This window comes from Serratia sp. GW822-FHT06D09, assembly GCF_058799515.1.
This window is the reverse complement of the sequence record NZ_JBXALO010000003.1, coordinates 420,842-433,121: the sequence shown is the minus strand read 5'-3', so window position 1 is coordinate 433,121 and position 12,280 is coordinate 420,842. Positions and strand designations below refer to the sequence as shown.

Below are 12,280 nucleotides of genomic sequence, written 5' to 3'. Positions count from 1 at the left end.
GCGACCGGAACCGCCAGGGCTCCGGTCAAAGTGGAAATCAACGGATATTCAGCAGCGCGTCAAACATTGAGCTGGCGGTTTGAATGACCTGTGCATTGGCCATGTAATATTGCTGAAAACGCAGCAATTCACCGTACTCTTCGTCCAGGTTGACGCCGGAGATCGACTGCTGCTGAATGGTCAGTTGCTTGACGATATTGGCCTGAGAAGTCGCCGAAACCTTGGCCGATGCCGTCTGGTTACCAACGCTGCTCACCATGCTGGCGTATGCGCCGCTGAAGGTGGCTTTACCGTCGACCAATTTTTTGGTCTGCAGATCGAGCAGCTTTTTGGCGTTTTCGTTATCGCCGCGGCCGCTGTCGTCTTTGCCGGCGGCGGCGATGTTCGCCGAGTCGGTAATCGCGACTTTCAAGCTGCCCGCCACGTCGCTGACCGGCTTCACGGTAAAGCTGTCGTTCTTTTGTGCCGTGCCGTCGATGTCGACCTTCAGGCCGTCAAAGCTCAGCGTCGGTTTGCCGGTGGTGGCATCGACGCCCGCCGTGGCGTTGACCTTCACGTTGTCCGGCAGACGGCTGACCTGCCAGTTGCTGCCGTCGAACTCCACCCGGTAATCGTTGGCCTTCACCTTGCTGGTATCGGTGTAGGACACCGACAGCGCCGCATCGCCGGCATTGCGGCTGTTATCCACCACGCGCCCACCACCGAAGCTGAAGAAATCGGTGCCTGCGTCGCCGTTGAGATCGAACCCGGCACGGTGCTGCTGGTTAAAGCTGTCCGCCATCGCCAGCGCCAACTGCCCCAACTGGTTGCGTGCGCTATCCAGCGATTCGCTACGGAACTTCAGTACGCCGCTGACGCTGCCGCTGGTAATTTGCCCTTCCGGCACTTCGCTGACGCCGTTGCCGCGGTTATAGCCGATGGTCAGGCGAGAAGGATCGCCGCTGGAAGGCACTGCCTCCACCTGGTAGGCATTGCTCCCCTGCACCAGCGTCAGGCCGTTGGCGAAAGACACGGTATAAGCGTCGCCGTCTTGCTGCATCACCTGCACGCCCACCACCTGGTTTAACTCAGTCACCAGTTGGTCGCGCTGATCGAGCAAGGCATTCGGCTCACCGCCGCTGCCGCGCAGGCGGGTAATTTCATCGTTCAGTTTGGCGATTTGCTGGCTGTAGCTGTTGATCTGGTTAGCGCTGTCGCTGAGCTGTTGGTTAACGCCGCTGTCCATATCGCGCAGGTATTTGTCGGTGTTATTGAACTGATTGACCAACCCATTGGCCTTGCCCAGCACCGTTTGGCGCGCGGCGTCATCGCCGGCGTTGCTGACCAGGTTCTCCAGGTTGCTGAAGAAATCCTGCATATTGGTCGACAAGGTATTGGTTTTGCTCGCCAGCAGGTTATCAATCTGCGAGATTTTCTCGAAGTAGGCGTTCTGTGCCCCGGCCTGGCTCTGTGCTCCGCGCAACTGATTGGTGATGAACTGGTTGTACTCACGGTTAACGCTGGTCACGGTGACCCCGTTGCCAATGAAGCCACTCATGGTACTCATACCGCCGTTCTGCGCCAGGATCGCAGTCTGTCGGTTATAGCCCGCCACGTTGTAGTTAGAGATGTTGTTACTGACGGTGCTGAGCGCCACCTGAGCCGCATTCAGCCCGCTCATCGCGGTATTGATTAAGCTGTTGGACATAGAAGTTCCTTTTGCTGCGGCGCCGGTGGCCCACAGGAGTCAATTAATCTGCTGAGCCGTTCACTCAGCCTGTCTTGGTTATCGGCAAAAACGGGGGAAACTTGAGGGAAAAATCCGGGTCCAGCATGCTGGACCCCTACATTTAAATACGGCCTATTGCGTAGGGGCGCTGCATGCTGCGTCCAGTGGCTAAAAAAGATCCTTCAGGTCGTGGGTATACGCCTTCACCACCTGCTCGCCGGCGTTTTTCATCTGCTGTATCACGCTGACCAACTTGCTGGCATATTGCGGATCGGTGGCGTAACCGGCCTGTTGCAGCGCCTGCGCCGCCTGCTCCGGGCTGCGGGCGTTGGCCACCCCGGCGTAGCGTGGGTTATTGGTCAACAGCTTGACGTAGTCGGCCATCGCCTCGACGTAAGAACCGTAAACCCGGAACTTCGCCTTGATCTTCTTCGCCGCGCCCTGCTCGAACTCGGTGGTGGTGATCTCGGTCACCGGCCCGTCCCAGCTGCCGCCCGCCTTGATGCCAAACAGGTTGTAGCTCGGCGAACCGTCGGCGGCCGGGATCTCACGCTGACCCCAGCCGGATTCCAGCGCGGCCTGTGCCACAATCAGCTGATGCGGAATGCCGCTCTGCTGGCTGACGACGCGCGCAGGAGTAGACAGCCGGGCAACAAAGTTGCCGTTGTTGAGCGGCAGCGGGGCCGCGCTCGGCGCTTTTGGCACCGCGCGGCGGAGAGTCTGCTCCAGCGCCTGATTCGGCAGCGTTCGCAACACCTCATCGTCCAGCGCCATCGGCGACGTGCCCGCCGTTTCGCTCGGCACCGCGTTGGCGTTGCTCATCTGCTTCACCATCATGTCGGCCAGCCCCAGGCCTTTCTGCGACATCTGCTGGGCAATTTGCTGGTCATACATTGAGGTGTAGAGCCGAGACTGATCGCTGCTCAAGATCCCATCCTGCGGCAGCGCGGCACGCATGCTTTTCAGCATCATCTGCACGAACATGCCTTCAACCTGCTGCGCCACCTGTTTCAGGTTGCCCTGCGGATCGCTCGCCGCATCGCGTTTCAGTCCATTGAGCGCCTGCGCATCATAGGCAGCGCCCGACATTGCCATCAGATCGCCGGCCATCAGATAATTTCCAGCTTGGCGCGCAGACAGCCGGCGCTTTGCATCGCCTGCAGGATAGACATCAGATCGATCGGCGTTGCCCCCAACGCGTTAAGCGCGCGGATCACGTTGTTCAGATTGGCGCTGGCGTTGACCTTCTGCAGCGAGCCGCCCTGCTGTTGCACCGAAATCTGGGTGTTCGGCGTCACCACCGTTTGCCCGCCGCCAAACGGGGTATTTGGCTGGCTGACGGTATTTTGCCGATCGACCACCACCGACAGGTTGCCTTGCGCCACCGCGCAGGAATCCAGGATCACGTCGCGGTTCATTACTACCGAACCGGTGCGTGAGTTGATGATCACCTTGGCGTCGATCGCCCCGACGCTGACATTAATGTTCTGGATCTCCGCCAGGAAGCGCACCTGCGAACTGTTGCCCTGTGGCACCAGCACCTGAATGGTACGGGCGTCCAACGGTGAAGCCGTGCCACCGCCGCGTTGACGGTTGATGGCGTCGCTGATCTGTTGTGCCAGCGTAAAGTCTTCATCGTTGAGCTGCAGGTTAATCACTCCGCCGGCCCCAAAGGTGGTCGGCAGCTCGCGCTCAATGGTGGCGCCGTTGCTGATGCGCCCACCGGCCAGTTGGTTAACCTGTACGCTGCTGCCACCGGCCGAAGCGCCGGCTCCGCCGACCAGCACGTTGCCCTGCGCCAGCGCGTAAACCTGATTATCTACCCCTTTCAGCGGCGTCATCAGCAAAGTGCCGCCACGCAGGCTCTTGGCGTTACCCATGGAGGACACCACCACGTCGATATTCTGCCCGGTGCGCGAAAACGGCGGCAGCTTGGCGGTGACCATGACCGCCGCCACGTTTTTCAACTGCATGTTGGTGCCCGGTGGCACGGTGATACCCAACTGCGACAGCATGTTGCTCAGGCTCTGGGTGGTGAACGGGGTCTGCATGGTCTGGTCACCGGAACCGTCCAGCCCCACCACCAGTCCGTAACCGATCAGCGCGTTATCGCGTACGCCCTGCACCGTGACCAGATCGCGAATGCGCTCCGCCGCGGCCGGCAGGCTCAGCGCACTAATCACCAGCGCCATTAGAAATTTCTTTAACATTGGAACCTCATTCGCCTTACCCACAAGGCGTTATTGTCGCAGGCAGTTTGGGGGCGGGCGGCGCACAGGGAATGGAGCGTACACGCAGTACGTGACTGCCCCGAGCACTGCCCAACCTCAAAATGGCAAGTAAAATAGCCTGTACTCAAAACGGTGAGACATTTAAGAAGAAGCGTTGTAACCACCCCATGGTCTGCGCTTCGTTGATATAGCCGTTGCCGACATATTCAATGCGCGCATCCGCCACCTGGGTGGAGGTAACCGAGTTGCTGCCGCTGATGGTGCGCGGGTTGACGACCCCGGAGAAACGGATGAATTCGGTGCCCTGATTAATGGCGATCTGTTTTTCCCCCACCACGTGCAGGTTTCCGTTCACCAGCACCTGATTGACCGTCACGGTAATGGTGCCGTTAAAGGTGTTGTTGGCGTTGGCCCCGCCCTTGCCACCGAAGGTGCTGTCACCGGAGATATCCATGTCGGCACGCGCATTGCCCAGCAAGCCATCGAGGTAGCGTGGCGAGGTGGCCACGCCGAACTTGCTGGCCCCGTTGCGGCTGGCGTTGGCAGAGGAGCTTTTGCTGGCGCTGACGTTTTCCTGCAGCACGATCGTCAGGGTATCGCCGACGTTGCGCGGACGACGGTCTTCAAACAGCGGCTGATAACCGTAGTTCATCGGCTGCACCGTCTGGAAAATGGAACCGTTCGGCACGGGCGCGCCCGCCGGCGCCGGCTGTGCCGTGGTAGCCCCGTCAACCAGGGGTTTATGTGGAATGTAAGCGCAGCCGCTCAGCGTCAGCATCACCATTGCCGCCAGCCAGCGTTTTCCTTGCGGCGGATTTTCCATCAGAGTTGTGGTTACCACGGGTATCGCCTTTGTTTCACAAAATAGTGTTACGGGCGCTGCAGCACCCGTGAATGTGTTGACAAAGTGGGGAAAAAGCGTGGTTTTTCCCCACTTTGTGGTTATTAGCCGAAAATCAATAATTTGATTTTCCTTCATTTTTTGTTAGCAAATCCTGACCTTCCAACCCTGTTTTAAGATTGGTTAACGACCTTGCGGGCGCAGCGGCGCCCGTCAATTACAGTTGCGTCAGCTTTTGCAGCATCTGATCGGACGTCGATACCGCTTTGCTGTTGATTTCGTAAGCACGTTGGGTCTGGATCATGTTGACCAGCTCTTCCGCCACGTTGACGTTGGAGGTTTCCACATAGCCCTGATACAGCAGACCGGCACCGTTTAGCCCAGGCGTGCTCTCGTTCGGCGCGCCAGAACTCTCGGTTTCCTGATACAGGTTCTCGCCCATGCTTTCCAGGCCGCTGTCATTGATAAAGGTGGTCAGCGTCAGTTGGCCCACCTGCTGGGCGGCGGTCTGCCCCTGCAGGGTGGCACTGACGATGCCGTCGCGGCCGACGGTGATGCTCAGGGCATTGGCCGGAATGGTGATCGCCGGTTGCACCTGGAAGCCGCTGGCGGTCACCAGTTGGCCGTTCTGATCTCTCTGGAACGAGCCGTCGCGGGTATAGGCCAGGGTGCCGTCCGGCATCATCACCTGGAAAAAGCCCTGCCCCTTGATGGCGATATCCTTGCTGTTGTTGGTCTGCGACAGGTTGCCCTGGCTGTGCAGACGCTCGGTCGCCACCGGCCGCACGCCGGTACCGATCTGCAGCCCGGACGGCAGCGTCGTCTGCTCGGAGGACTGCGCCCCCGGCTGACGCATGGTCTGGTACAGCAGATCTTCGAATACTGCACGCTGGCGTTTAAAACCGTTAGTGCTGACGTTGGCCAGGTTATTGGCGATCACGTCCATATTGGTCTGCTGCGCATCCAGACCGGTTTTGGCAATCCATAAAGATGGGATCATGGGTTATTTCCTTGCTAATTAACTCATTGATAACAATGAATTGGCGCGCTGTTCATTTTCATCCACGCTGTGGATGACCTTCATCTGCATTTCAAAGCGGCGGGCGTTGGCAATCATGTCGACCATGGTTTCCATCGGTTTGACGTTGCTGCCTTCCAGCACGCCCGGCATCACCTGCACCAGCGGATCGTTCGGCAACTGATTGCCGCGCTGCCGTTGGGTTTCCGGCGTCAGGCGGAACAACCCGTCATCGCCACGCATCACTTCGCGCGCGTCGGCCTTCACCAGTTTCAGCCTGCCGATCTGTGCAATGCTGTTCGGCGGATCGCCCGCATTCAGCGCCGAGATGGTCCCGTCGGCGGCAATGGTGATCTCTGCCGACGGGGGTACCTCAATCGGTCCGCCGTCGCCCATCAGCGGCACGCCCTGCACCGTCAACTGCCCGGTGGAGGAGATCTGGATGTTACCGTTACGGGTGTAGGCTTCGCCGCCGTCCGGCAGGCCGACGGCCAGAAAGCCGTCCTGCTGCAGCGCCACGTCCAGCGGGCGTGCGGTGTAATTCAGCGCCCCCTGACTCATGTCCGCGCCCGGCGTTGACGCGGTAACCAGCGTTCGCGTCGGCAAGCTTGGCCCATCCACCGGCACGGCACGCAGCGCCGACAGCTGGGCGCGAAAGCCCGGTGTCGATGCGTTGGCCAGATTATTGGCGGTGACAGACTGCTGTTCCAGCGTCTGTCGCGCTGCGCCCATCGCGGTATAAATCGCGTGATCCATAAATCAGTCCTATTAGCGCAGGCTAACCAGCGTTTGCAGGATCGAGTCCTGCGTTTTGATGGTTTGGGCGTTCGACTGGTAGTTACGTTGTGCGACGATCATGTTCACCAGTTCCTGGCTCAGATCGACGTTGGAGGCTTCCAGCGCGCCGCTGGTCAGTTTGCCCAAACCGCCGTTGCCCGCCAGACCTACGCGTGGCTGACCGGATGCGCCGGTTTCCTGCCAAACGTTATCGCCCTGAGAAGACAGGCCTTCCGGGTTGGAGAAGTTGGCCATGACGATCTGACCCAGCACCTGAGTCTGCTGGTTGGAGTAGATGCCCATCACCGTGCCGTCGTTGTTGATCTGGAAGTTGGTGTATTCGCCTGCGCCATAGCCATCCTGCGACACTTTGCTGACGGAGTCGGCGCTGACGCTCTGCTGCATGCTCTTGGCGAAATTCAGGGTGAAGTTCTGTGCCGGCGCGCCATCTTTGGCTTCCATCGGGATCAGCATGCTGAATTCGCCGGCGGTGCCTTGTTTGCTGGTGGTGCTGGCCAGATTGCCGCTGGTGTCGAACGTCATGGTACCGGCATCTACCGGAGCAGCCGTTCCATCCTGGGTATAAACCTGCCACTTGTTCTCGTCGGTTTTCACAAAGTAGGCGTTGATGTTGTGCGCGTTACCTAACGAGTCATAAGTGGTGATGGTGTTGACGTAGTTGTAAGAATCCTTCTTGGCGGGATCGAAGGTGTGGTTATCCGGAACCTTATGCGTGGATTTAAGGTTGGCGACCATATTGCCGGAGGTTGACGCCTTGGCGTTCATCATGCCTTCCGGAATGCTCAGCGGCACCGGGTTCGCGCCCTGTTGAATGGTCGGCGGCGTACCTGCAGCCGGGTAGCCGGTCAGTTGCAGGCCCTGCATGTTGGTCAGGTTACGGTTTTCATCCAGTTTGAACTGGCCGTTACGGCTGTAGAAAATGCCGCCGTCCTGATCCTGCAGGCGGAAGAAACCGTTGCCGGAAATCGCCACGTCCAGTGCACGGCTGGTACCGGTGGTGGTGCCGCCTTTAAAGTTCTGGGTGATCCCCGCCACCTTAACGCCCAGGCCAACCTGTGAACCGGCGAACATGTCAGCAAAGGAAACGCTGCCTGATTTAAAACCGGAAGTGGCGGAGTTAGCGATGTTGTTACCGATCACGTCCAGATTGGTTGCTGCCGCGTTTAAGCCGCTTACTGCCTGAGAAAAGGCCATGTCATTCTCCGAATAGTGGTCAGGCTATCGTCCGATAACGCCTGATAGTGTTTTGATATACCCAATGGCTTTCATGTTGCAGCCGGGCGGCAAGCGCAGGAGTCCCCAGGAGCTTACTCACGTAAGTGACTGGGGTGAGTGCGCACAGCCAACAACGCTGCAGCCTGAAGGATGAAGGGTATTGGGTTAAAGGATCTGCCGGACATCCTCCAGCGTGGCGCTACCCGCCAGGCCCAGATCCAGCTTCGCGCCGTTCGCGTCGCGGATGACGCCGTTGACCATGCCAAAATGCAGATTGCGCGCCACCAGCTGTTCGCCGTTGGCTTTGGCGTTGATCGTAAAGCTGTAGGCACCGTCCGGTGCGGTGGTGCCGTCCGTCATCGATCCGTCCCAACTGAACGAATGCACGCCAGCGGTCAGGCCGCCGAGATCAATGGTGCGTACCGCTTTGCCGGTGGCGTCGGTGATGGTGGCGGTCACCGAGTCGGCCGCACGCTCCAGTTCCAGACCAAACGGCGTAGTGCTGACCTTGCCGTCTTTGCTGCCAGCCAGAATATTGCTGCCCGGGACCATCACGCCGTGGCCGATCAAAGCGGTAGCCTGCAGCGATTGATTGCTGTTGATCTGCCCGGAGATCGACCCCAGCGTGGTGTTGAGTTTCTCGATGCCCTGAACGGTATTGATCTGCGCCAATTGGCTGGTCAGTTCATTGTTCTGCATCGGGTTGGTCGGATCCTGATTCTTCAACTGCGCCACCAGCAGCGTCAGGAAGCTGTTGCTCAGATCCTGGCTGGTGTTATTTTTTGCGTTGGCACCGATGACGCTGTTATCCAGCGATTCAGTGGTGGTTGCGGCAATCGCCATGGCAAGCTCCGGTTATTGACCCAGCGTCAGGGTTTTCATCATCATCGACTTGGTGGTGTTGAGCACCTCGACGTTGGCCTGATAGCTGCGGGAGGCGGAAATGGTGTTGACCATCTCACCCACCACATCCACGTTAGGCATGCGCACATAGCCCTTGCCGTCTGCCAGCGGGTTACCCGGCTGGTAAACCAGACGCTCCGGCGCCGGGTCGTCAACCACCTGCGCTACGCGTACGCCGCCGGTAGGTTGTCCGGCCGCGGCGGCAACTTCAAACACCACCTGCTTGGCGCGGTAGGGTTGGCCGTCCGGCCCGGTGACGCTGTCGGCATTGGCCATGTTGCTGGCGCTGACGTTCATGCGTTGCGACTGGGCAGACAGCGCCGAGCCGGAGATATCAAAAATATTCAGTAGCGACATGCGCCTTATCCTTGTTGTAACACTGACATCATCCCTTTGATCTGACCGTTGATCAGCGTCAGGTCGGTCTGATACTTCAGGCTGTTATCGGCGAAGTTGGTGCGTTCGCGATCCATGTCAACCGTGTTGCCGTCCATGGAGGGCTGATCCGGCACGCGGAACAGCAAGTCGAGCTGTGGCGGCTGCATGTTCTGCGCCGGAATATGGCGCGATGACGTCATGTTCAGCGCAATGCCGCTGCCGCTGGCGCGCCCTTGTTCCAGCACCTTGTTCAGTTGGCCGGCGAAATCGATATCCCGCGCCTGATAACCCGGGGTGTCTGCGTTGGCGATGTTGGCGGCCAGAATTTCCTGCCGCTGGGCGCGCAGGTTCAGCGCCTCTTGACCAAAGCGCAGAGCAGCGTCCAGTTTGTCGATCATGCTCCCTCCGCGAGGTTAGAATTTGGAGCCGACAGCATAAACGTCCCTTCCGCCAGCCTATCGTGGGAATAAGGGCAAAATGCGTCGCTATTTATCTGCTTAGCCTGCGCGCACTCCGGGTACACTTACGCGCACCCTGAGGCTTTTTGAGGAAGAAGCGGAGATGAAAGCGAAAATGCTGTTGTTGGCAGCCCTGCTGTGCAGCCTGAACGCACGGGCCGAAGATCTGGCGGCGCAGATCGATCGCTTCATCAGCAGCCAGTTCAGCGGCAGTCCGGTGCAGGTTAAAGTGCTGGTGCGCACGCCCGCCACCCAATGGCCACAGTGCGAATTCCCGCAGCTCTCTTTGCCACAGAATGCGCGGCGTTGGGGTAATATCAGCGTTTCGGCACGCTGCGGCCAGGAACGGCGCTTTATCCAGACCCAGGTTCAGGTGATCGGCCAATATCTGGTGTCGGCCCGCGGCATCAGCGCCGGCAGCAAGCTGACGGCGGCGGACATCAGGTTCAAAAGTGGCCGGCTCGACACCTTGCCACCGCGCACGCTAAGCGAAACCGGCAAAGCGCTGGGGGCCGTCAGCCTGCGCAATATCAGTCCCGGTCAGCCGCTGACCTTCGCCATGCTGCGTCGCGCCTGGGTGATCAAGGCCGGTCAGGCGGTGCAGGTGACCGCGCAGGGAAGTGGATTTAACATCAGCGGTACGGGCAAAGCCATGAACAATGCCGCCGCCGAAGACAATGTCCGTGTGCGTATGGCTTCCGGACAAATCGTCAGCGGTATAGCCAGTGATGACGGTACGATCCGTATTGGGTTAAATACCCTATAGCTTTCAAGTTGCAGCTAGGCGCCCAGCTCACTCATCCCCAGGCGCTTACTTTAGTAAGTAACTGGGGTGAGCGAGTGCAGGTAACAACGCTGCAGCTTGAAAGATGACGGTTATAAAAAGGTAAAGGTTTATCAAAACCTGCCGATAAGAAAATCATAAGCAGACTTTTATTGGCCGCCAGGGCCACAAAATATCAGCCATTGCCTTCGCGGCGACGGCATCGATGGAGATTGACCATGAGTATCGATCGCACCCAGCGGCTGCAACCCGTTCCAACGGTGCAACCTCGTGAAACCGCGACTGAAAGCCCACTTCAGCCACGCAAAGCTGCCCAGACGGAAAACACCGTCAGCGGCACCCAGGTAAAATTGAGCGACGCGCAAGCGCGCCTGATGCAGCCGGGTACGCAAGATATTGATATGAATCGGGTGGACGCCATCAAGCAGGCGATCCGCAACGGCGAACTGAAAATGGATGCCGGGAAAATTGCCGATGCGCTACTGAAAGACGCGCAAAGCGATGCCCTGTGGATGGCTAACGGCCAGCAAACGCCGGAGGCTTAACCCTCGGGTTAAACACCAAGGAATTCTTTGACAGGTGGTTATTCGTAATGGAAAGTCTGGCGCAACTGATTGATAAGCTGTTGGAAACCCTGAATGCGCTGAGTACGGTGCTGACGGAAGAACATCATCTGCTCTGTTCGGGACAATTACCGGGCGTGGCGCTGCAACGCGCTACCGATGCCAAGAGCCAGTTGCTGGCCACGGTAAACTATCTGGAGCAGCAGCGGCTGAACCTGGAGCGCGCACAGGGGCAACAGGCACCCTATTCCGCGCACCCGCGCCTGGCGGACGGCTGGCAACGAGTACAAACGCTCAGCCAGCAGCTGCGGGAAAAAAACCAGCATAACGGCATGCTGCTCAATCAACAGATCGATCACAACGCTCAGGCGTTGGCGATCCTGAGCAAGCAAAACAAATCGCTCTACGGCCCGGATGGCCAGTCGCGCAATGCCAGCCTGCTGGGGCGAAAAATCGGCGTTTAATCAAAGACACTCACCCGGCCAGCCTGAAGTCGGGTGTCTTCTTTACGCTGCGAGCCCACTCGCACTTTGAACCGTCCCTTGCCTGCACGGCAGTTTTTATTTGCACAACGCTGCGCATACCCAACCTTCCCCCATTCGCCTCCCCATTCAATTCCTTCACCCTGTGTTGGTTTTTAAACCGCTTGATCTATACCCGTAAAGGGGATAGTTTCACAGAGAGAGTGAATGACCGATATTTATCTCACCAAAACGTTTCAGGCCTTTGCTGCCCATGAACGCATCAGCGATGCCACGGTGATCAAGGCCGCACGTGAAATACAAAACCACCTCTACGAGGCTAATCCAGGCAGCTGCGTTTATAAAAAACGCGTCGCCAGAGCAGGAGGCGGAAAGCGCGGGGGCTATCGCGTGCTTATCGCTTTTCGGGATGAGGACCGCCTGTTTTTCATGCGGGGATTTGCCAAAAATGAAAAGGATACCCTGACGAATGATGAGCTCGTCGGGTTAAAGCGCTTGGCTGCGCTCTATCTGGATTACTCGCCTTTCAGGCTTTACCAGTTGGTTAATGACAGGAAGTTGAGGAGGTTGACCTATGAGCAAGATCCTTGCTGAGATCCACCAGGAAGTTCAGGAACTGCATCATGCAGGTTTTGTCGACGATGTTACTATGCGGACTTTCGACATGCTGTGCTTACGCCCGGTCAAGCACTACACCCCCGCGGACATCCGCGCCCTGCGCGAGCGTGAAAACGTCAGTCAGCCGGTGTTTGCCTTGCACCTGAACGTCAGCAAAAAAGCGGTGCAAAAATGGGAGCGCGGCGAAGCTGTCCCTAACTCCGCCGCAATGAAATTGCTTTCGCTGGTCGACCGCAGCGGTCTGGCGATCCTGACGTAGGCTGCCCGTACTGTGCATACCCGA

Annotated in this window: 15 protein-coding genes; 5 read left to right on the top strand and 10 right to left on the bottom strand. The window is 58.4% G+C overall.

Annotated features, from left to right (window positions below):
• Positions 1-37: 37 nt before the first annotated feature.
• From flgK to flgB, 10 genes are all read right to left on the bottom strand, one after another.
• Positions 38-1,687: a flagellar hook-associated protein FlgK gene (gene flgK / locus AC1RKG_RS09765; protein WP_115058585.1), complete on the bottom strand. Its 1,650-nt coding sequence runs from the start codon at positions 1,685-1,687 to the stop codon at positions 38-40.
• Between the two features lie 189 nt (positions 1,688-1,876).
• Complete coding sequence (gene flgJ, locus AC1RKG_RS09760; protein WP_410528803.1) at positions 1,877-2,818, bottom strand: flagellar assembly peptidoglycan hydrolase FlgJ; 942 nt, start codon at positions 2,816-2,818, stop codon at positions 1,877-1,879.
• Positions 2,818-3,918: a flagellar basal body P-ring protein FlgI gene (locus AC1RKG_RS09755; RefSeq protein WP_046373247.1), complete on the bottom strand. Its 1,101-nt coding sequence runs from the start codon at positions 3,916-3,918 to the stop codon at positions 2,818-2,820. The genes flgJ and AC1RKG_RS09755 overlap by 1 nt, the downstream gene beginning before the upstream one ends.
• 145 nt (positions 3,919-4,063) lie before the next feature.
• Positions 4,064-4,762, bottom strand: coding sequence for a flagellar basal body L-ring protein FlgH (flgH, locus tag AC1RKG_RS09750; protein WP_020827516.1), 699 nt, complete (start codon positions 4,760-4,762; stop codon positions 4,064-4,066).
• Between the two features lie 235 nt (positions 4,763-4,997).
• A complete protein-coding gene (gene flgG / locus AC1RKG_RS09745; protein WP_020827517.1) occupies positions 4,998-5,780 on the bottom strand; it encodes a flagellar basal-body rod protein FlgG in 783 nt (260 codons plus the stop codon).
• 18 nt (positions 5,781-5,798) lie between these two features.
• On the bottom strand, positions 5,799-6,554 hold the full coding sequence (locus tag AC1RKG_RS09740; RefSeq protein ID WP_493182876.1) for a flagellar basal body rod protein FlgF: 756 nt from the start codon (positions 6,552-6,554) through the stop codon (positions 5,799-5,801).
• Between the two features lie 12 nt (positions 6,555-6,566).
• Positions 6,567-7,790 (bottom strand): flagellar hook protein FlgE, encoded by a 1,224-nt coding sequence (gene flgE / locus AC1RKG_RS09735; protein WP_020827519.1) that lies wholly within the window; start codon positions 7,788-7,790, stop codon positions 6,567-6,569.
• Positions 7,791-7,976: 186 nt separating this feature from the next.
• The gene (gene flgD / locus AC1RKG_RS09730) at positions 7,977-8,654 is read right to left on the bottom strand and encodes a flagellar hook assembly protein FlgD (protein WP_020827520.1); all 678 of its coding nucleotides are present in this window, start codon (positions 8,652-8,654) and stop codon (positions 7,977-7,979) included.
• Between the two features lie 12 nt (positions 8,655-8,666).
• Complete coding sequence (gene flgC / locus AC1RKG_RS09725) at positions 8,667-9,071, bottom strand: flagellar basal body rod protein FlgC (protein WP_020827521.1); 405 nt, start codon at positions 9,069-9,071, stop codon at positions 8,667-8,669.
• A 5-nt stretch (positions 9,072-9,076) separates the two neighbouring features.
• Positions 9,077-9,490, bottom strand: coding sequence for a flagellar basal body rod protein FlgB (gene flgB / locus AC1RKG_RS09720; protein WP_020827522.1), 414 nt, complete (start codon positions 9,488-9,490; stop codon positions 9,077-9,079).
• Between the two features lie 163 nt (positions 9,491-9,653).
• On the opposite strand from flgB, the gene flgA reads away from it, so the two are divergent.
• The 5 genes from flgA to AC1RKG_RS09695 all read left to right on the top strand — a co-directional run bounded on the left by flgA (position 9,654) and on the right by AC1RKG_RS09695 (position 12,256).
• Positions 9,654-10,316, top strand: coding sequence for a flagellar basal body P-ring formation chaperone FlgA (flgA, locus tag AC1RKG_RS09715; RefSeq protein ID WP_048760264.1), 663 nt, complete (start codon positions 9,654-9,656; stop codon positions 10,314-10,316).
• Positions 10,317-10,552: 236 nt separating this feature from the next.
• A complete protein-coding gene (gene flgM, locus AC1RKG_RS09710) occupies positions 10,553-10,879 on the top strand; it encodes a flagellar biosynthesis anti-sigma factor FlgM (protein ID WP_020827524.1) in 327 nt (108 codons plus the stop codon).
• Between the two features lie 47 nt (positions 10,880-10,926).
• Entirely contained in the window at positions 10,927-11,361 is a 435-nt protein-coding gene (locus tag AC1RKG_RS09705; protein WP_020827525.1) for a flagella synthesis protein FlgN, read from the top strand.
• Positions 11,362-11,586: 225 nt separating this feature from the next.
• Complete coding sequence (locus tag AC1RKG_RS09700) at positions 11,587-11,973, top strand: type II toxin-antitoxin system RelE/ParE family toxin (protein WP_493182873.1); 387 nt, start codon at positions 11,587-11,589, stop codon at positions 11,971-11,973.
• Complete coding sequence (locus tag AC1RKG_RS09695) at positions 11,954-12,256, top strand: helix-turn-helix domain-containing protein (RefSeq protein WP_149572748.1); 303 nt, start codon at positions 11,954-11,956, stop codon at positions 12,254-12,256. The genes AC1RKG_RS09700 and AC1RKG_RS09695 overlap by 20 nt, the downstream gene beginning before the upstream one ends.
• Positions 12,257-12,280 lie beyond the last annotated feature (24 nt).

What these genes read in the sequence shown, in the direction of transcription:
- flgK (WP_115058585.1), bottom strand. Translation starts at nt 1,687, where the DNA reads ATGTCCAACAGCTTAATCAATACCGCGATGAGCGGGCTGAATGCGGCT.
- flgJ (WP_410528803.1), bottom strand. Translation starts at nt 2,818, where the DNA reads ATGGCCGGCGATCTGATGGCAATGTCGGGCGCTGCCTATGATGCGCAG.
- AC1RKG_RS09755 (WP_046373247.1), bottom strand. Translation starts at nt 3,918, where the DNA reads ATGTTAAAGAAATTTCTAATGGCGCTGGTGATTAGTGCGCTGAGCCTG.
- flgH (WP_020827516.1), bottom strand. Translation starts at nt 4,762, where the DNA reads ATGGAAAATCCGCCGCAAGGAAAACGCTGGCTGGCGGCAATGGTGATG.
- flgG (WP_020827517.1), bottom strand. Translation starts at nt 5,780, where the DNA reads ATGATCCCATCTTTATGGATTGCCAAAACCGGTCTGGATGCGCAGCAG.
- AC1RKG_RS09740 (WP_493182876.1), bottom strand. Translation starts at nt 6,554, where the DNA reads ATGGATCACGCGATTTATACCGCGATGGGCGCAGCGCGACAGACGCTG.
- flgE (WP_020827519.1), bottom strand. Translation starts at nt 7,790, where the DNA reads ATGGCCTTTTCTCAGGCAGTAAGCGGCTTAAACGCGGCAGCAACCAAT.
- flgD (WP_020827520.1), bottom strand. Translation starts at nt 8,654, where the DNA reads ATGGCGATTGCCGCAACCACCACTGAATCGCTGGATAACAGCGTCATC.
- flgC (WP_020827521.1), bottom strand. Translation starts at nt 9,071, where the DNA reads ATGTCGCTACTGAATATTTTTGATATCTCCGGCTCGGCGCTGTCTGCC.
- flgB (WP_020827522.1), bottom strand. Translation starts at nt 9,490, where the DNA reads ATGATCGACAAACTGGACGCTGCTCTGCGCTTTGGTCAAGAGGCGCTG.
- flgA (WP_048760264.1), top strand. Translation starts at nt 9,654, where the DNA reads ATGAAAGCGAAAATGCTGTTGTTGGCAGCCCTGCTGTGCAGCCTGAAC.
- flgM (WP_020827524.1), top strand. Translation starts at nt 10,553, where the DNA reads ATGAGTATCGATCGCACCCAGCGGCTGCAACCCGTTCCAACGGTGCAA.
- AC1RKG_RS09705 (WP_020827525.1), top strand. Translation starts at nt 10,927, where the DNA reads ATGGAAAGTCTGGCGCAACTGATTGATAAGCTGTTGGAAACCCTGAAT.
- AC1RKG_RS09700 (WP_493182873.1), top strand. Translation starts at nt 11,587, where the DNA reads ATGACCGATATTTATCTCACCAAAACGTTTCAGGCCTTTGCTGCCCAT.
- AC1RKG_RS09695 (WP_149572748.1), top strand. Translation starts at nt 11,954, where the DNA reads ATGAGCAAGATCCTTGCTGAGATCCACCAGGAAGTTCAGGAACTGCAT.